A 20,389-nucleotide genomic window follows, 5' to 3' on the forward strand; every position below is an offset into this window, starting at 1 on the left:
GACGGGATCAGGATCACTGGACATAATCCGTTCCTGCTCGCGCATTTTATAAAAATATCTTTTAATAATCACATATTTCCTAAAAATATTATGATGCCTCTCTTTCAACAATCCTCGAAAGATATTGCCTCCTGAATACGGCTAAAGCAGATCCTGTTTGAATGCCTGCATTCAAACAGGTGAAGATGCTCGTAAAGACAACAAACTGGAACAGTTCCACCGAACCGGTTTTCGGTGGAAATGCTCTGGTATTAAGAAATTTTCAATCCATCACCTATGATTCCCTGAAATGGTTCCAGATATTTTTTAAAAACAGCCGATTGGTGAAACAATAAAAGTCCTTGGCGCGTATTTTTTCCAAAAAACACTATTCTTCCAATTTTTTGCAAAAATCCGCGCCAAGAACTTTTATGATTCCCGACTATTAATCGGGTTTTTCGACTTCCAGTGCATATTTATCGCAAATATCCATGATTTCCGTAGCCATTTTCAGATATACTTCACGGGAGAAATGAACTCCGTGATCATCTGGCGCAGCGAGGTCATCGGTGGATCTGACGTATTTTCCGTAATCTACAAGATCAAAGCCATATATTTTCGACAGGGGAACGACAATCCTGTTGATGTTCCCATAAACCGACCTGATCCAATTATCCGTACCTATCCGTTCATTCAGGACCAGCACGATAACCTTTTTACCCTTTAATTTTTCAAATAATTTACAGACATCGGCCATAAACATCCCGATGTCATGATGGGCGAAAAATTCAAACTCATTTTGCATGAATTCCCATTCGCTTTCCGAAAAGCCAGGATCGCGGCCAAATTTCTGGACAAGTGTTTCATAGGATGTTTCACTGAAATCCCGCCCGGCCAGAAAATCATTGCATAATGAAAGCGTTACTCCGGTGGAACGGGACCTATATAAATGTGCTGCATATTCAACGGAAAATGACAGGACGTAAATATCGGCTTCCCCGCTTATGACTGCCGACTCCAGATAATTTTCCGGGAAAATACTTGTTGCCTGCAAAAGCTTGCGTCCCTCCGGGGTCTGCAAGGCCTCAGTCACCGCAACAGTCCTGACCCAAGGGCTGAAAGCCCATGATTTATAAGCAAGCGGGAATTCCCCGATCACATTATAACGGGCCCGGAAATAATGTTCCATGGACGTGAAATCACATGCACCACGCAGGCATACTTTCAAATTCTTTGCATATTCACTGATAAAATTATTTGAAACATCATCAACATCGTCAACGATCTCTATCCAGTCCACATGCCCGTCCAACGAGGATATGACATCCCCCACGACATGCACATGTGGCCGCATGAGGTGGTTCCAACAGAACTGTTCCACCCCCATGCTCATGATGCGGCAGGAAAACAGGAAATGTGTTGCCCGGCCTTCACCAATCAGGAAAAACCCACATATTCCATAGTTACCATATTTATCAGAAACTTTTACATATCCAGAGATTGCTGGAAACCGTTCCGAAAACTCATTTTGGAACATATTCCACGCTGCACCCCTATCTTCCGGCCAGCGATTTTTGGTGAAATTGAGTTGGTTTGTTCTGTTGACCAGTTCATGTATGCGATCAAACTCTTTTTCTATATCATAATGAAAACTGACCCTGATCCCACTCTGTTTCAGAAAACTGATATTATCCCCCTGTATGTCCTGCCGATCTTTATGCTTTTCCTCCAGCACCTTATACCTTGCAAGACGATCCATCCCTGCATCCGGTTTGCCCTGGAACCTGTCATCTTCAAGCATGTTGCCAATAATTCCAGGATCGGCAACCTGCATGCCTGGATAAAAAAACAGGGCCTCGTTCAGGTTCATCGGATTATCATCAATGAACATCATCGTTTCGGGACGCAGATTCGTCGCTTCGACAATTGCCTTTATCATTGGTCCCTTGGGGGCAAAGGCGATCTGTGGGAAGATAAAATACTCCCATGCACCAATTTTCTTCAGTTCAGCTTCGGCATCCCCGAAATTATTTTTCGAACATATGGAATTGACAATCCCCCGCTCCGACAGGGCCTTGATCAGGGTGATGTGCTTTTCAACTGGATGGATGCCCCCTTCACTCAGGGTCCCGTTCCAGAATGTTTCATCCAGATCCCAAATGACCAACCGGACAGGTTCCATTATATTTTCCTAGGAAGCGTTACTGATCAACATGATGGTCCCTTATGTTATAAGGTTTTTGTTAATATATACTTCACAGACATACCGAATGGTGACGTCCCTGATGCCCCTGCCCAAGCTTGTCTCAGCTTCCTGCCCACATTTAAAAACATCTAAGAGACTGTTTGAAAAGTCAGCCTCGATAACATACTGAAATTCTAAAGGTTTTTGGTGAAGCTTTTTCCAAAAAGCTTCAGAAGACGCCGCCTTTTTGAGAAAAGGCGGCACCCAAAAACTTTTCCTGTTTTTTATCAATGGTTTGTTTTCAAACAATCTCTAACTTAAACCATTGATAATAATGGGTTTTATCTGCTATCTTTTGCCAGAATATGCTTGTTCAAAAGGCTTCCCGGAAATCCAGCGTGGATTTTATTATTACATACGAAGTAAAAACCGTGAGATATGAAAATATCTACCAACTTCACAATCAGTTTTTAAAATTCAGGATATCTGTTACGGCCCTTGTATAATCATCTGCTCGATTTTCGAGGAATATGCGATGTAACGCATTACGCCGAAGCTGATTCCACAGCGTTTCATCCGTATAGACCTGCTGCATACCCCCTGCGAATGCCAGTGGCTGCGTCTCCGATGCGCCTGCGATATCGCCCCCCGGTTCCCAGCCCACCTGCTGGATCAAAAGATCGGTCGCCACAATGGGCAGACCATGCGCCGCGGCTTCATGGATCTTGTACGGTATGCCTGCCGCAAAACGTGTCGGGGCAATAAAAACACGATGTGTATCATACAGGGGCACCAGATCTTCGACAGCCCCCAGCAATTCAAAACGTGGATGTGTCAATATGCTGGACAGGTCGATGCCATTGCCAACATACCCGGCCACCCTGATACGGATGTCTTCGGGCAGGAAATTATCCAGCAAGGGCACGACATGGTCATTCAGCCACGCCAACCCATCCCAATTGGGGGATTCCAGATTCTGGATGGCCCCTACAAAAAGGAAATGCCTGCGTTCGCTAAAGGCGCGCGAACGGGGAACCGGCGTCTGCATATGGCCCAGAACGGACACATCCTGATTCACAATCCCCCTGATTAAGGTCGCTTCCCCTTTACTGACCGTTACAAAGCGGTCGATGAAATCCGTGTTCCGCAATTCGTAACGCAGCATGCCCTCCAGGTCTGGCAAGTCCGTTTGCCCCATGATCCGCATCCTGCCCTGCAGGCGTAACGCCGTGAGGGCTTCGGTATCCAGAACCACCCGACACCCTGTCAGGGCCGTCTCACATGCCGTAAAAATGGGCTTCAGACGATCCGCATTATGGGTCCGCCCGATCCATATGATGTCATAATAACCCGCACGGGTGCGCAGAAACGCCGCAAGATCCCCCAGCCCCCGATCCCATATGATCTCTGCCCTGTCTGGAAAATCCTGATATCGCGTCATGGGCTGCGACCGTGGCGGGAAAATGGGATAGACCGTGACATGTGCGCCCAGCATGTCCACCATGGTGCGTACGATATCGTTGGAACGGGGGAAACCTGCCCCGATCGCACGCTGCGGCAGGTAATCTTCGATAAACAGAACACGCCTGTTCCCAGATTCGGCAAAGCGTGCCTTCAGCAGGTTGGATTCGTCACGTCGGTATTTTCCCTCTACATAATCACGGTTCTTATGGAAGAATTTTCCTATGTTCCGCCCAAGGCAGGCATCAATGTCATCCTGCCTGCCACTGCCGAATTCATAATGAAGGACAACGACATCAGGGTCATAGACAATCTCAAAACCACGCTGCCTGATCTGGACGCACAGGTCGGTTTCTTCATAGTACGCCGGGGCGAACAATGGATCGAATCCATTGAGTTCCTTGACGACTTCGGTCCGTGCCAGAAGAAATGCACCAGAGCAGAAATCAACGGAACGCACGAAATTCGCCTCTGGCAACATGGGGGAGGCCCCCCGCAGATAGCCCGAGGTCGTGCCGTCATTCCAGACGATACAGCCTGCCTCCTGAAGCTCGCCGGTCGTACGGACCAGCTTCGCGCCAACCGCGCCCGCTCTTTCGTCCCGACGCAGACGCGCACAGGCGGCATTCACCGCACCGGGCAACAGTTCCACGTCATTATTCAGGAACAGCACATAGGGCGCAGCCACCCGGGCCAGACCCAAATTGGCCCCGGCAAGGAACCCGACATTTTCAGACAGCTGGATAACCTCGATCCCACGGACATGACGTTCGATCAGGATCGTTTCATCTGTCGAGGCCCCATCGACAAGGATAAGCTGGATCGCCGCGTCGCAGGTCGCACGCAACGATGCAAGCGCCGTCATGGTAAACGCAAACTGGTCATGAACCACCATCACTACGCTCAGTTCAGGCAGGTCGCATGAAAAATCCATACACTGCTTCAGCAAAAGCGCCGTCCGAACCTCTGACATGCGGCGATAGGCGCGCTTGCAGACCATTTCGGGTCCGTGAGATTCATCGCCTGAATCAGGGAATTTTCCATAAAGCATGGCATAGGCGGCAAACGGGGTAGGATATTTCCCCTGTCCCACAACATCCGAAATGGCCGGGTCCTGCGCATACGACGTCAGGTTTACCCTTGCATGTGGACGACGGTCTTCATATTGCCCATAACGTATGAAATGTTCATACGCATTCCTGAAACATCCATCCGCGATAACCGCCGTCACATCCGGGTTGCCCTGCGTATAGAATCGTTCGCTAAAAAACGGGTTGGGATCAAACGCTTCTGGTGACGGATTTCCCAGATAATGTCGCAGCGGATGCTGCCATTCATCTATATGCCTGGACATATCGGGATAGGCGCGCATGTACCATTCCGGGTCGAAATACGCGGATGTGCGACGCTCGACCACGGTATGATCCGTAGCGTTTTCAAGGAATGCCGCAAATATGCCGTTACGGTCATCATAAAGAAAATCAGGGTTTTCCCTGATAAACAGCGTCGTTGAAAAGAACAGGGATGCATCGCGTTTTTCGTGGGCCCCATATCTCAGGAAATGGTCATAACCATTACGCAGCCCATGTGCCTCAAGCTGTTCAGGGGACATGCAGACCTGTGTCCGGCAATAGAACTCTTCATCAAAAAAGCAGTTTGGATTACGGTCTTTGCACCCATATTGATGATAATGTTCAAATCCTGATGAAACCTTCCCGGATTCAATAAGGGAAAGGACATCGGGATAGACCATCCTGTACCATTCCTCGTCAAAAAACATGTTGGGTGAATGGCCCAGCGTTTCTCCAAAATCCTTATAAAACCGAAATATACTGCCATCATCATGCAGGTCGAATGCGCTGATGACGGCGTGATAATGCTGTTTGTACCATGACGCGTTGAAACATGCCCAGTCATGTTTTATGGCCAGATCCTCAATCGACATCACAATACTCTCTGTCCCTGTGAAAACCTGTTCTGCACTAATGGAGATAAGGAAATTCCCGCATGAATCATGATTGTATGAAATGCGCTGGATTCAACAAGATGTTGGCCAACGACGCGACAGGCAGATGAAGCGGGATAACAAGCCCCCCGCCTGCCATCCTGATACGTTCGGCCGGGGCCCCGATATCGAATGTCACCACGGGGAATTTGTGACGCCAGAACTCCGTCAGTACATAGGACCAGGTTTCAGGCCACACGGCAGGCAGAAAGCCCCAGTCACAATGCTGCATCTGTATCAGTGAGGTCAGTTCGTTTTCGGCATAACGTCCGGTAATATCCACAACCCCGGTTTCCAGCAGCCGTGAATCGTCACATGTAAACCCCACGATTGAAAACCGCAGCGGCAGCCCCGTGGATGCAACATATCGCGCGAGCCTGAGCAGGATATCATATCCTTTTTCAATGCCGATTGCCCCGATCAGCAGAACACGCCTGATATCCGTGGGGTGCCGTGGCCTGAAAATGATATCCTGCGTTGTCACTGGTGCCTCCCACTGTTCCAGGACAATCGCGACATCGATATGCCGGCGATAACGTGTGGCCACATCCTCACATGATGCAATCACTGCCCGTGCCCGCCGAAGGATATCCGTGCTGAGTTCCCGCAATAACGACAATGCCGTATCATCAGACGTCGCCCGGCCACGGTCCATGACGCAGGTCTCGCAAGCGGAAGCCTCGGGCTCACCGCAATAAAGATTGTTGTGCGATACAAGCGTAATCTGTGGGCAAAACCAGGAATAGTCATGAAGATAAACATCATAGGCGAGTCCAAAGAGGGAAACCCAATGGATGTCCTTTATTCCTGCGCCAATATAACTGTGGATTTCCATTTTTTCACAGTTGAGCGACAGCAGAAGTTCACGAAGGTCCGGCCCACGTCGCGATAGAATGATATTGGGATAATCATCGGCGAGATAAGGCACAACCTCCCACCGGGGATAGCCATCTGGCGCATCGGCCGGGCAGGGAGAGATGATGAGCGGAATGCGTCCATCTTCGACAATGGCCAGCGCGCGTTCCTGTACGAAACGATGCACCCCCCCTTCGCGGTCATGCGTCATCAATGCAACGGTATGACGCCCTGCAACGGCCTGCGACAGGCGGCGGACATCAAGTTCACGCCGGAACCGATGCAGGGGGTCGCGTTTCTGCCATTCATTGACAAGGCGATCGTAACCGGGATGCAATCCATTGAGCAGTCCGAGGTTACGCCGGATAAGATCGCCCTTGAACGCACTGAAGGACTGTCCTTCGGCATGTCCGACATAAGTGCCCAGACATACCACGTGCCGCCATCCCAGTGACGCAGCACGACGGCTGAAATCATTTTCTTCGCCATAGCCCTGGGCAAAAACGTCCTCGCGCAGGACACCTGTCTGGTGCAGGCATTCCGCGCGGATATACATGCAAAACCCGTGACCTGTCGGAACCTCCACAATCTCCGCGTTGCCGATTTCCTCCAGCATGGATGAAAGCTCGACCACCTCGTCATATGACGGGATCGGGTTATTGCCATCATTGCGTGGATAACTGAAGATGGTCGCGGCATTGGACAGTGGCGTTGCCGTTCCGATGTCCGGCGCGCGATAGATGGCATCACGCAGTTTCCCAATCCAGCCCGGGGGCGGGATGGTATCGCTGTTCAACAGGATCGCATCCTCATCCCCGCCGACTTCGCGCAGACCACGATTGGCGGAATAAGTAAAGCCACGGTTACGCGCATTGCAAAGAACCGTAATACCCTCCTGCCCCGCGACGGTTTCAAGGAAATCGACGATACGGGGGTCGGGTGAGAAATCGTTAATCACGACCAGCCGCTCGTCCGGGCCCCGCCATTGCAGGGCCAGTTCGATACATTCCTTTGTAACTTCATACCCTTTGTAAACCGGGATGATGACGGCAACCCGGTTTCTACGTGCTTCACGGCATACGGCAGGAAGACCCTGCTGTGCGAATTGCGGCGTATACAGCGCGGGAAAGGGCTGGTTGAATTCAGGTGACGTAACCTTGGAATATGCAGTGGGGAATGTTCGCGCCACCCATTGCGCCTGCGCACGCGCATACCGCGCACCGGCAAGGGGATCGAGCGGACTGCCGTAAAATTCCTGCTGGAAACGATCCATGACCCGGACACATGGTGTTTCCACCCCGGCCAGGTCGCCCCACGGAATCAGGAATGCCGTGCGCTCCTTTTCTGCGACAAGGAAGTCGGTCGCGACATCGCCAAGCACACCGTCAAAGAGCAGGGTATCACCATCAGCAGCCCGGACCCACACATGATCGACCGATGCCAGGTTATTGGGGTGGCGGAACCATCCCGTCAGGCCTTCGGAACTGCCTTCCACAAACCCTTCGCATCGCCAGATTGTCCGGGATTCAAGGGCGCTGCCCAACATATCCCGGCCATTATGCAGGACATGGATGGCGGGAAGGTGGGAGGGAAGTTCGAAATTTGTAATCTCATAGACCGAAAATCCGCCAAAGCCCCCAACCAAGCGCAGCTCCGCCTGATATTCGGTATCGTCATGGCGCCACCTGATGTCATCATTGTCAGTACCATCCTCCAACCCGATGACAATACGGCCATCGGGTTGCATGGCGCACCACCCGCCACAACGGTGCGCACCCGACAGGATGCTAAAAACCACAAAGGCAACATGTTCATAAACAACAGCCACTTCACGAAGGAATGCGCGCAGTTCACCAAAAGTACGATCATGCGCCCCAAACCGCAGGCGTGTCAGCAACAGGAAAAAACGTGCAATGGGGGAAGTAGCATGCAGGGACAGATATTCAAGTGGTTCCGATGCACGCGGTTCACCAATCGCCAGACGGCACAGGCCAATTCCCAACATGATGTCACGCGCACTGGGATGCGCACGCTGGAGATATTCCAGACGACCAAGCACAAGCGCCAGATCTTGTGACGGTGGCAGAAGTTCATCATACCGCGAAGACAGGGACAGGATATAGCGACGGGCAGACCCTTCTATGAAATCATCCATATCACCATTCATGGTATAGAATCCCCTGCAACAGGCCCGGCAATGAATATCTCCTGCTTTTATTTATACTTGTTGTTCAACAGGAACTGACGCCACGTATCATACAGCGGCACCAGCGCGCGGCTTGGCGCCCGCAATTCAGCACGACCGACGGCCTGCCAATGTTCCTTGCCTGTTGTCCAGTCGCCACGACGGACGGATGCCACAACATCGGGATTGTTTTTCAGATACCATTTTTCATCAAACTCATTCCCGCCGGTATCACGACCTTCAAAAAAACCGGTATAAAGGAAATGTTCGTGACCACTTTTTATCTCCCCCCGATGAACTGCCGCATCGACATCAGGGTTTGTCTGAAGATAGGCCTGCTCGTCAAAAGGAAGGGATTTCAGATATTCTGAAAGCAGAAAGCGGAATAGTGTCTTGGAGATGATTACATTGGCTCCGCTTTCTTCAGCCAGCGGAGAAAGAACAGAATATGTAATCATGGCGCGATCACCCCTTGTAACAATAATCTTATAAAAATATCATAAAATACATGTAAAATATGGTCAACTATTAACAAGTAATTAACAAATACACTTCATATTAACATATTATTAATATTGTATATATCAATGTTATTTTTATTTTGTTAATTGTTCATTAAAGAGGTCATGCACAACATGGCATCATAATATCACTAAAAATTTGGTGAATATGTGAATGAAAATCCATATGCAATGAAAATTGCAGCAAAATTTCTCAGAAACTCTCCAATATATTTGATATGCTTTACTTAAAGCATGAAAGCCCGATAGCCATGCCCCTGAAACGCACCGTGGCCGCTTTCCTGTTCCTCAGTATCGGGCACGCCATCGCACAGGAAAGCATCCCCAACCACCTGCGCCATCCAGCAGCCCCATGCACGGATAATACGACCGCCCTTTCGCCGGGTTGCACATCCTCGACCCCGCCGGAAAAACTCGACCTGCGGGATACCGTTACCGGCCTGTCCTGGCCCATGACCCTTGGTGAAATCGCAACATATGCGGATCACGCCGTACAACAGACAGACATAGGATCACCCGGTGGCGTCGCCAGACTGGATACGACCGGTGCCTTTGACGGGGATGCCAGCCCGGCACGGGTACGGACGGCAGGCGGCATGACATCCCGTACCATGGCACGACATTTCAATGATATCCTGTCGCCACTGGATTTTGGGGGCAGGTTCGATGGAGGTGATGAAAGCCTTTCCCTCGACGCCTATCGGGGCAGTTTTACGTCTTCGGCCCTGCTGCGGATACCAAAAGGATCATTTACAGATCACACGCCACCCGTTTCGGGGTATCAGGGCACACAGATCTGGATATCCGATGGCGCAAGCGATGCCGCATCGGGGAACAGTTTTCGCATTTTTCCCGCACCGACCGGTGATACGGTCATCTCCAACTATGCCGGCACCCTCAACATCGCCAAAAACGGCAATCATGCTGGCGACGGCGCAGTGGTCAGTGTGGATTACACGATCAACACACCTGCCAAAAACTGGAATACCACGAAAAACCCTGTTTACAACGCCCATTTTGGGATTACTGAAAACTGTGACGAAGCCAGCATCGAAAATCGGGGACAGGTCTATTGCCTCAGCAGCCAGTTGACCGCCGCCTCTTATAACGGGGCCATAAAAACAGATGCGAACCTTTTTGCGATCCGCCCCGCCATTACCGACAGCCATGGCCCACGAAGCCAGATTTCAGGCATAAATACAGGCGTGATCGACAAGACGGGATTACCGTCATCAAAGGCCGGGGGAATAGAATCCGCTGAAATAGACCTGTATGCCAGCGGTGCGGACGACGGGCATGACAGGGTTGCCCTCCTCGTTGGATCACAACAGCAAAAAGACGACAGCCACAACACTCTTGAGGTGGGAAATGGCATCCTGCTCCGCGCTGGGGCCTATACGTTTTATGACAGTGCGTTCCAGATCATGGGGGCCTATAAAAATGCTGCCATAGACCTGCGTTATGCCAATACCGGATGCCCTGGAAATATCTGTGCGCCCGCACTCTGGCTGGGGGAACTGGGGCCAGTTTCTTTTGGCCGCAGCGATCCGAACAGAATCAAGATGTTTGGTGATTATGATGGAAATATGCATCTGGTGACACATTATGAAGATGCACTTGAACTGACAGGATCGGGGGATACCATTATTTTTGGCAGACTGAACGCAAAACAGGGCGTCATCCTGCCCACTATGACCGAACATCAGATCAGGAACATCCCAACCCCGGTCGAAGGGCAGATCGTAAACGATCAGGACGCCCATAGCCCGGCAATTTTTGAAAACGGTCATTGGTACCATCTTCCTCTTGGGAAGGAGATTTAAAAACCCGTTTGAAAACAAATTTTTGATAAACAATAGGGAAATATTTTTATGTTGCCTCCTGATCGGAAAAGGCAACATCTTTCGAAGCTTTTTTAAAAAAAGCTTCACCAAAAACTTTTACTATTTCCAATATTTTATCGGAATTATCTTTTCAAACAGGTTCTTAATGGAAATTTTAGGACTGTATTTTTTGTAATACATTCTGCAAAAATTATTCAAATACTCTTAAAAGCCAGATTTTATCATAGATTTATGTTTATATATTACTTTAAAAGTTCATAAAAATATTGACGAATAATTTACAATATTTTGTCTCCAATACGCCAAAGCGTCATCCGCCTGATGGAGAAATTTTATGTCTGAAGAAATTCGTCTTGTTATATGGGATCTTGATGAAACATTTTGGCATGGCACCCTGACCGAAGGGGGCATTTCCTATTCGGATGAGCATCATAATATCGTCGTGGAACTTGCCAAGAGAGGCATCATGAGTTCCATTTGTTCAAAAAATGACCCAGATTCCGTTCAACGCATCCTGCAGGAAAAAGGGATCTGGGATTATTTCGTATTCCCCAGCATCGACTGGTCCCCAAAAGGGGGGAGGGTTTCTGAAATCATCAGGCGTATACAGCTTCGTCCTGAAACAGTCCTGTTCATTGATGACAATCCCCATAATCTTCAGGAAGTGCTGTCGGTCAACCCGGCAATCCAGGTTGCGGATGAACATGTCATTCCCCACCTTCTGGTCGATGCACGTATGATGGGCAAGGATGATACGGTCCTGTCACGACTGAAACATTACAAAATTCTTGAAAGCCGGGATGAAGAGAAAGAAACCTTCTCCACCATCGAAGGCTTCCTGAAAGAAAGTAACATCAAGGTGGAAATCATCTATGATGTCGAAAACCACCTTGATCGTGCCATTGAACTGATCAACCGTACAAACCAACTGAACTTTACAAAGCAGCGCCTGCCCGAAAACCAGCAGGAATCCAGGGATATCCTGCTGTCACAGATCAAGCAGGCATTCAGATATTCGGGGCTCGTCCGCGTAAGCGATAAATTTGGTGATTACGGTATCGTGGGGTTCTATTCCCTCGTCTCAGTCAACAGGATCAGCTATTTTGAGCATTTCTGTTTTTCATGCCGCATCCTGGGGATGGGGATTGAACAATGGGTTTACCAGTCGCTGGACAGACCCGACCTGCATGTACAGGGTAAGGTCATATCGGATGTGAATTCCCCGGCCCACATTGACTGGATCAATCAGGAAGGACGTGACGCCGCCACCGAAACCACAACACATAAAAAGAGCATATATATTCGCGGGGGCTGCCACGCTGCCGGACTGGCCCATTACCTGAAACAGGGCCGGAACCATGTGGTTGAAGAACAGAATTTCTGTCGCGATGGTGTCGGCATCCGCATTGACCATTCACAACTTTTCCGTGACGCGATCTATGGACTGACGGATGAGCGGCTGGAATGGATATCGCAGCTTGGTTATCGGCGTGAAGATTTTAAAACGCAGTTCAATGATATGACCTTTGATGTGTACGTGCTGAATTTTTCCGTTGATGCATTGTACGCAACATATTCATACCAGGATAATGTCATCAGGTATCCATTCCCTGAATGCCGTTCCATCATGACGGAGAATTTTTCACGCGAAGAATACCATGACCAGAATAAATTCCTTGATGATATTTTCCGCAATGCCGCATCAGGAGATTTTCATTATCACAGCCCTGACCCATCATATTTCGAAAACTGCCTGAGGGATATCCTATCCCGCATTCCCGAAGGGGCTTTCTTATTTATCCTGCTGGGTGGGGAACAATTCCTCAATCGGGAAAATGAACTTGAAACAGTTCTGACCCATATCCCGTTCAACCAGAAAATCATTGAGCTGATAACGCAAAGAAAAAATTCTTTCCCCCTGCAACTTGATGATTATGTCAGGGACAAAAGTGACCAGACCGACCGGGAGCACTTCGGACGCATGGTGTATTACAGGATTTACAAAGCCATTACCGACATCGTGTCATCAGGCACCACACCCACACCAAAATCCACACACGATGCACAACCCGCCACCGTCATGTTACACGAGGCATAATGCCATTCGTGATCCTATGGTGAAAAACATTCCCGGACGCCATGTTTTTTAAATATGGCGTCTCTTCCTGAACCCAAAGCACGAGGTCCGTGACAATTCCCGGAAAAAGGAAACATCCAGAATTACCAGGTCCATATCAAATTTTTATTTAAATATACCATTTTATAATCAATGGGTTTCGCGAAACCATGCCTTGGACTGCACATTCATATCGCATCTAACCTACTCTTGGCAGGCAGATGACAAATCTTGCGCCGGTCACTTTCCCATCGGCATCAATCCTGTTTTCCGCACTGATTGTCCCGCGCAGGGCCTCGACAATCTGGCGGCTGATGGACAGGCCCAATCCCGAATGCTGTCCGAAATTCTCGCTTGTCGGGCGCTCGGAATAGAAACGGTCAAAAATATTATCCAGCTTCGCCTGCGGAATGCCTGGCCCTTCATCGGCAACGGCAATTTCCACCATGTTTCCTGCTGGCACCGCACTCAGCAGGATCTGCCCATTGGGGGGCGAAAACGAAATCGCGTTGCCGATCAGGTTACGCAACACCTGCACCAACCTGTCCTCCACCGCCATGACGGTCAACGGACGCTCGGCACTGTTGCCGCTGCTTGCGACACCCATGACCGGCTGTCCGGGCTGGCGCGTGGTCTGGTGGATTTCCGCCAGGACCGACAGCAGGGGCACCACGGCGACGGGCTCTGCGCGCGCGCGCGACAGTTCGGCATCCACGCGGCTGGCGTCGGAAATATCGGTAATCAGCCGGTCCAGCCTGCGCACATCGTCATGGATAATCATCATCAGCCGCCGCTGGCGTTCGGGGTCCTCGATACGCAGCAACGTTTCAATGGCGGACCGGATGGATGACAGAGGGTTCTTGATTTCATGGCTGACATCGGCAGCAAAGCGTTCGATGGCGTCCATGCGCGCCCACAGCGCGCTCGCGCTGTCCTGAAGCGCACGCGCCACCTCCCCGATCTCGTCACGGCGCAACAGCAGGCGTTCGGGCACGGTATCGGTCCGGCCGGAAGATTCACGCATCACATGCGCCGATGCCGCCAAGCGCAGCAATGGCCGCGCGATTGTCAGCGACAGATACCATGACAGCAGGATCGTCAGCGCCAGCGCCATCAGGAACAGCGACAGGATGGACGATCGCACGGCGAACAGGGACCGGTCCACGTCGCGCGCCTCACGCGTCAACTGGATGATCCCCACCGTGGTCTGCCCCTCATGCATCACGGGTTCAGCCACCGTCACCATCAGGCGCTGGTGCGCGGTGCGGCGGATATAGGGGGGCATTTCCATGATGCGCATGCCGTTCGGCCCGGCCACCGGCTGCACCGATGGGTCGGTGTCGGGGGTGTCAAGCGTCATGATACGCTCCCCCGACAGGGTCGGCAGTTGCGACAGCAGCCAGTTATACAGCCGTTCGCCAATATTCCGGGACTCGGGATACAGGGGGGAATGGTCGTCTTCCTCCCCCATCCCGTCATGCGCCGTACCACCGGGCGGTGTGGGGGCGCGCCCAACCCGTTCGACACGACTGTCGGCAACCGGCTGGCCATCGGGGGCGAACAGGCGGGCACGCGCGCTTGGGCTTGGCTCGGTCAGGCGCAGCAGCAAAGGACGCGCCAGCGCAGGGTCCAGCAGGACCCCATGGCGCGTGGATGTCACCGCACTCTGCCCCAGCGCACCGGCATAGATGCGCGCCTGCTCTCGCAGGGCCGACACCTCGGCCTCCAGCAGGCTGTTCTGGAACTGTGTCAGATACAGCAATGTCAGCGCCAGCAGCCCCAGCGGCAACATATTGACCAGCAAGATACGCCGCATGAGCGGAGAGACCAGCCGCGTGCGGTACTCCATATACGCCACGGCAGCGGCCGTGTTCCCCGACAGGCGGCCGCCCGTGCCCCTGGGGCGCAGGCGCGCGCGCAACGCGGACAGGCGCACGGCGATATCAGGCATGGTGATCGGGCGCTTCAGGGGAAAATCCTACTCTTCCTTATAGCGATAGCCTATGCCGTACAGCGTCTCGATCTGGTTGAAATCCTCATCCACCTGCCGGAACTTCTTGCGCACACGCTTGATATGGCTGTCGATGGTCCGGTCATCGACATAGATGTTCTCGCCATACGCGGCATCAATCAACTGATCGCGCGACTTTACCAGGCCAGGACGCGTGGCCAGCGCCTTGACCAGCAGGAATTCCGTTACCGTCAACTGGATATCACGCCCATGCCACAGGCACTGGTGGCGCGTCTCGTCAAGCGAGAGGTTGCCGCGCACCATATTGCCCGCCGGGTTCGCGCCCACGGCCTCGTTACGGGTCAGCTCGTTACGGCGCAGCAGCGCACGGATACGCTCCAGCAGGAGGCGCTGCGAAAAAGGCTTGGTGATATAGTCGTCCGCCCCCAGCCGCAGGCCCATCAACTGGTCCACCTCCTCATCCTTGGACGACAGGAAGATAACCGGAAGCTGCGACCGCGCACGCAGCCGCTGCAACAGCTCCATCCCGTCCATGCGCGGCATCTTGATATCGAGCACCGCCAGGTCGGCCGCACGGCTCATCAGGCCATGCAGGGCGCTTTCACCATCGGTATAGGTATGGACGGTGAACCCTTCCGCTTCCAGCGTCATCTGCACGGACGTCAGGATGTTGCGATCGTCATCAACCAGCACGATCGTCTGTTTCGTCGGCTCCATCAGGATCTCTTCTGCTTCATCTGCGGATTGCGGCCACCGGGCGCGCGCGTCGGGGACTTGCCTTGTGGGGCGGTTGAAGCATAGCGTCATATCGACCCGCATGTCATGAGGGCATGCGCCATATTGATGAACATGAGGAAGGGACGGGACGGCCGCCTGGCACCAGACGGGGCAGAAAGCGAAGACGGCACGGCACGCAAATTCGGCATGCCTGTGCAGAGCGTCATGCCTTGTCCATCTGGCGACCGTTACCTACTTGATAGGTCATGACCCACGATACAGACCCCACCCCCAACGCTGACGCCCCATACGGCGCCAGCGCACACCAGCCCCACACAGAGGGCACGCAGTCACCACACGACGCCGCGACAACCGAGGCCGAAGCCACGGCGCAAGGCGCGACGGAAACCGGTGCCGAAACCCCGGACCGCATTGCGGAGCTGGAGGCCGAAGTCGCTGCCATGCGTGAAAAATGGGTACGCGCAGAGGCGGAAATGCAGAACCTGCGCACCCGCACCAAGCGCGAAATCGAGGATGCGCGGCAGTACGCCACGCAGAAATTCGCCCGCGACGTGGTGGAAGCCGCAGAAAACCTCAAGCGCGCGCTTGCAAGCCTGCCCGCCCCCACAGAGGACGAAGACGGCATCATCAAAAGCATGCGCGAGGGAATCGAAAGCACCGAACGCTCGTTCATCGGCATCCTTGAACGCAACGGCATCGTCGCCGTGGATGCACAGGGCAAGCCGTTCGACGCCAACCAGCACCAGGCGATGGCCGAACAGCACAGCGACGAACACCCCGCCGGCACCGTCATGCAGGCATGGACGCCCGCATGGACACTGCATGGTCGCCTGCTGAAGCCTGCAATGGTCGTCGTGTCCAAGGGACAGGCCTGATATCACGGGCTGAAAATGCCGATTGATCGGCGCCCACCCCCTTGAAAGGGCGCAGGGGGCTGCTTAAATCGGAAAGTGACGCTGACGGGTGCGCCGGGTGGATGTGAAGATGACAGTCCCCTGTCCCCGTTGGCAAATGAATGAACGATCAAAGGGTTTGCGCGGATGCTTCGGGTCCACGCAGGCAGCTATCAAGGAGAGTATTCATGGGTAAGGTTATCGGTATCGACCTTGGCACGACCAATTCGTGCGTTGCGGTTCGCGAAGGCGACGAAACCCGCGTTATTGAAAACAGCGAAGGCGCACGCACCACCCCGTCCATGGTGGCGTTCACCGACAATGGTGAAATGCTGGTGGGTCAGGCGGCAAAGCGTCAGGCCGTCACAAACCCGTCCAACACGCTGTATGCGGTCAAGCGTCTGATCGGCCGTCGCTTTGACGACCCGACCGTCGCAAAGGACAAGGACCTTGTCCCCTATGCCATCGTCAAGGGCGACAATGGCGATGCGTGGGTCGAGGCGCAGGGCAAGAAATATGCCCCGGCACAGATTTCCGCCTTCATCCTGGGCAAGATGAAGGAAACGGCTGAATCCTATCTCGGTGAAACGGTGACGCAGGCCGTTATCACGGTCCCGGCCTACTTCAACGACGCGCAGCGTCAGGCGACAAAGGACGCGGGCCGTATCGCGGGCCTCGAAGTCCTGCGCATCATCAACGAGCCGACGGCAGCAGCCCTTGCCTATGGCCTGCAGAAGAAGAACGGCGGCACGATCGCGGTCTATGACCTTGGTGGTGGCACGTTCGACGTCTCGATCCTCGAAATCTCCGATGGCGTGATCGAGGTGAAGTCCACCAATGGCGACACGTTCCTCGGCGGTGAAGACTTTGACGCGCGGATCATTTCCTACCTCGCGGATGAGTTCAAGCGCGAGCAGGGCATCGACCTGCGTCAGGACAAGCTGGCCCTGCAGCGCCTGAAGGAAGCCGCGGAAAAGGCGAAGATCGAGCTGTCCTCCGCCAAGGAAACGGAAATCAACCTGCCGTTCATCACGGCCGATGCGTCCGGTCCGAAGCACCTTGTGCTGAAGCTGACCCGCGCGAAGCTGGAAAGCCTGGTTGACGACCTGATCCAGCGCACGCTGGAACCCTGCCGCGCCGCGCTGAAGGATGCGTCGGTCAACGCTGGTGAAATCGACGAAGTGATCCTGGTCGGCGGCATGACCCGCATGCCCAAGGTCATCGAGGCGGTGAAGCAGTTCTTCGGCAAGGAACCCGCCCGCAACGTGAACCCTGACGAAGTCGTGGCCATCGGCGCCGCGGTACAGGGCGCCGTGCTGCAGGGTGACGTGAAGGACGTTCTGCTCCTCGACGTGACGCCGCTGTCGCTGGGGATCGAAACGCTTGGCGGTGTGTTCACCCGCCTGATCGACCGCAACACGACGATCCCGACGAAGAAGAGCCAGACCTTCTCCACGGCCGAAGACAACCAGAACGCCGTGACCATCAAGGTCTATCAGGGCGAACGTGAAATGGCTGCCGACAACAAGATGCTCGGCACGTTCGACCTGACCGGGATCGCGCCCGCCCCGCGTGGCGTGCCGCAGATCGAGGTGACGTTCGACATCGACGCCAACGGCATCGTGTCCGTGTCCGCCAAGGACAAGGCGACCGGCAAGGAACAGCAGATCAAGATCCAGGCGTCCGGCGGGCTGTCTGAATCCGACATCGAAAACATGGTCAAGGACGCGGAAGCGAATGCCGCCGCCGACAAGATCAAGAAGGAACAGGTCGAGGCCCGCAACCAGGCCGAAGGTCTGACCCATCAGGTCGAAAAGTCCCTGTCCGAAGCTGGCGACAAGGTTCCGGCAGCCGACAAGGCCGAAGCTGAAACCGCGATTGCCGAGGTCCGCAAGGCCCTTGAAGGCAGCGATGCCGAAGCCCTGAAGACGGCGACCGATCGCCTGACACAGGCTGCGATGAAGGTGGGTGAAGCCGTCTATAAGGCCGGTCAGGCAGAAGGCGCGCCGGGTGCCGCAGGTGCCGCGCCGGGTGCGGGTGCCGCCCCGAACGGCGAAAAGGTCATGGATGCCGACTTCGAGGATGTGGACGACAGCAAGAAATCGTCCTGATCGTCGCAAGGCGTCATACATACTCCGGTAACGGGGGCGCGGAAGCCATGTGCATTCCGCCCCTGGTCCCAGGTGGCGCCCGTGCTTCGTGGAAGACGGGCGCCTTTCCTGTTTTTAAAGCCCCGACAGGAATCCGATGCGGATTCCCCACCCCAATCGACAACGGTTCCGCCGTGCCCATAACAGGGACACCCATCCCCCGTCCCGGGGCGGCCCCGTTTCCACCGAGGACCCATTATGGCCACCAATCTTGATTACTACGCGGTTCTGGAAGTTGCCCGTGATGCCGATGGCACCGAAATCAAGAGGGCGTATCGCCGGCTGGCCATGAAATACCACCCGGACCGTAATCCCGGCGATACCGAGTCCGAAAACCGGTTCAAGGAAATCAACGAAGCCTATGACGTCCTGAAGGACGATCAGAAACGCGCAGCCTACGACCGCTTTGGCCATGCGGCGTTCGAGGGTGGCGGCCCTGGTGCCGGTGGCTTTGATTTCGGCGGTGGCGGGCTTGGCGATATCTTTGAACAGATGTTCGGCGACATGATGGGGGGACGTCGCGGCGGCCGTCGCGCGGGGGCTGACCTGCAGGTGCAGGTCAGCATCACGTTCGCAGAGGCATTCTCCGGCGTTAAAAAACAGATCAGCGTCCCCACGCGCGTGACCTGCGAAAGCTGTGACGGCACCGGGTCCGCAGACAAGGACCAGCCGGCAGAAACCTGCCCCTCCTGCCATGGTGCGGGCAAGGTCCGCGCACAACAGGGCTTCTTCTTTGTGGAACGTCCCTGCCCGACCTGTCATGGCAGCGGTCGCCTGATCCGCAATCCCTGCAAGGCATGTCATGGCACCGGCACGGTGGAAAAGAACCGCACGCTGGAGGTCGCGATTCCGGCCGGGGTCGAGGATGGCACGCGCATCCGCCTGTCGGGCGAGGGCGAGGCCGGTGGCGCAGGCGTCACGCCGGGCGACCTGTATGTCCATATCAGCGTGGAGGCCCATCCCCTGTTCCAGCGCGACGGGGCCAACATTTACTGCCGTGTGCCGGTGCGCATGGCGCAGGCGGCGCTGGGTACGGAAATCGAGGTACCGGTCGTCGATGGGTCACGTACCAAGGTAAAGATCCCGGCAGGCACCCAGACGGGCGAGAATTTCCGCCTGCGTGGCAAGGGGTTCTCCGTCCTGCGGTCTTCGGCACGGGGCGACATGTATATTCAGGTCGTCGTGGAAACCCCGCGCCACCTGACGCGCCGTCAGCGTGAACTGCTTGAGGAGTTCGAGGCCGATGGTGGGGGACATGACAAGGGCAGCCCGGAGAGCACCGGCTTCTTCAGCAAGGTGAAGGACTTCCTCGAAGGCAAGCTCTGACCATCATCGCCCCGGCCCGGTGCGCCATGGTTGAAATGGCCGCCGGATCGGGTATAGGCTCCTTTTTCATATGCATGGTGTCCCCCCAACTTGCACCATGGATATGTTACAGGCGGCGCGATCCCCCGGTCGCGCCGCCATCTGTTTAGAGACTGTTTG

11 protein-coding genes are annotated in these 20,389 nt (G+C 53.9%); 5 read left to right on the plus strand and 6 right to left on the minus strand.

All coding sequences use genetic code 11. The features are described from left to right. Positions 1-424 precede the first annotated feature (424 nt). The 4 genes from IFJ82_RS00730 to IFJ82_RS00745 all read right to left on the minus strand — a co-directional run bounded on the left by IFJ82_RS00730 (position 425) and on the right by IFJ82_RS00745 (position 9,128). The gene (locus tag IFJ82_RS00730; RefSeq protein ID WP_192265258.1) at positions 425-2,161 is read right to left on the minus strand and encodes a phosphatase; all 1,737 of its coding nucleotides are present in this window, start codon (positions 2,159-2,161) and stop codon (positions 425-427) included. 466 nt (positions 2,162-2,627) lie between these two features. Continuing rightward, on the minus strand, positions 2,628-5,570 hold the full coding sequence (locus IFJ82_RS00735; protein WP_192265260.1) for a glycosyltransferase: 2,943 nt from the start codon (positions 5,568-5,570) through the stop codon (positions 2,628-2,630). Between the two features lie 67 nt (positions 5,571-5,637). Then, entirely contained in the window at positions 5,638-8,652 is a 3,015-nt protein-coding gene (locus IFJ82_RS00740; RefSeq protein ID WP_192265262.1) for a glycosyltransferase, read from the minus strand. Between the two features lie 47 nt (positions 8,653-8,699). Continuing rightward, positions 8,700-9,128, minus strand: coding sequence for a hypothetical protein (locus IFJ82_RS00745; protein WP_192265264.1), 429 nt, complete (start codon positions 9,126-9,128; stop codon positions 8,700-8,702). A 314-nt stretch (positions 9,129-9,442) separates the two neighbouring features. On the opposite strand from IFJ82_RS00745, the gene IFJ82_RS00750 reads away from it, so the two are divergent. Beyond that, entirely contained in the window at positions 9,443-11,014 is a 1,572-nt protein-coding gene (locus tag IFJ82_RS00750; RefSeq protein ID WP_192265265.1) for a hypothetical protein, read from the plus strand. 355 nt (positions 11,015-11,369) lie between these two features. Continuing rightward, positions 11,370-13,133, plus strand: coding sequence for an HAD-IIIC family phosphatase (locus IFJ82_RS00755; protein WP_192265275.1), 1,764 nt, complete (start codon positions 11,370-11,372; stop codon positions 13,131-13,133). Between the two features lie 217 nt (positions 13,134-13,350). Here the strand turns inward: IFJ82_RS00755 and IFJ82_RS00760 are convergent, their stop codons facing one another. Together IFJ82_RS00760 and IFJ82_RS00765 are read right to left on the minus strand one after the other, a co-directional pair. Further along, positions 13,351-15,102: a stimulus-sensing domain-containing protein gene (locus tag IFJ82_RS00760; protein WP_408901699.1), complete on the minus strand. Its 1,752-nt coding sequence runs from the start codon at positions 15,100-15,102 to the stop codon at positions 13,351-13,353. Between the two features lie 27 nt (positions 15,103-15,129). Continuing rightward, positions 15,130-15,840, minus strand: a complete 711-nt coding sequence (locus tag IFJ82_RS00765; protein ID WP_062809736.1) for a response regulator transcription factor — start codon at positions 15,838-15,840, stop codon at positions 15,130-15,132. A 266-nt stretch (positions 15,841-16,106) separates the two neighbouring features. Here IFJ82_RS00765 and IFJ82_RS00770 point away from each other — a divergent pair, with 266 nt between their 5' ends. The 3 genes from IFJ82_RS00770 (at position 16,107) to dnaJ (ending at position 20,230) form a co-directional block, all read left to right on the plus strand. Beyond that, positions 16,107-16,736 carry a nucleotide exchange factor GrpE gene (locus IFJ82_RS00770; RefSeq protein WP_192265277.1) on the plus strand — a complete coding sequence of 210 codons (630 nt, stop codon included), beginning with the start codon at positions 16,107-16,109 and terminating at the stop codon, positions 16,734-16,736. A gap of 206 nt (positions 16,737-16,942) precedes the next feature. Continuing rightward, entirely contained in the window at positions 16,943-18,865 is a 1,923-nt protein-coding gene (gene dnaK, locus IFJ82_RS00775) for a molecular chaperone DnaK (protein ID WP_003616850.1), read from the plus strand. Positions 18,866-19,102: 237 nt separating this feature from the next. After that, a complete protein-coding gene (gene dnaJ / locus IFJ82_RS00780) occupies positions 19,103-20,230 on the plus strand; it encodes a molecular chaperone DnaJ (RefSeq protein WP_003616848.1) in 1,128 nt (375 codons plus the stop codon). Positions 20,231-20,389 lie beyond the last annotated feature (159 nt).

Source organism: Novacetimonas hansenii (assembly GCF_014843995.1).
GTDB classification, from domain to species: domain Bacteria; phylum Pseudomonadota; class Alphaproteobacteria; order Acetobacterales; family Acetobacteraceae; genus Novacetimonas; species Novacetimonas hansenii.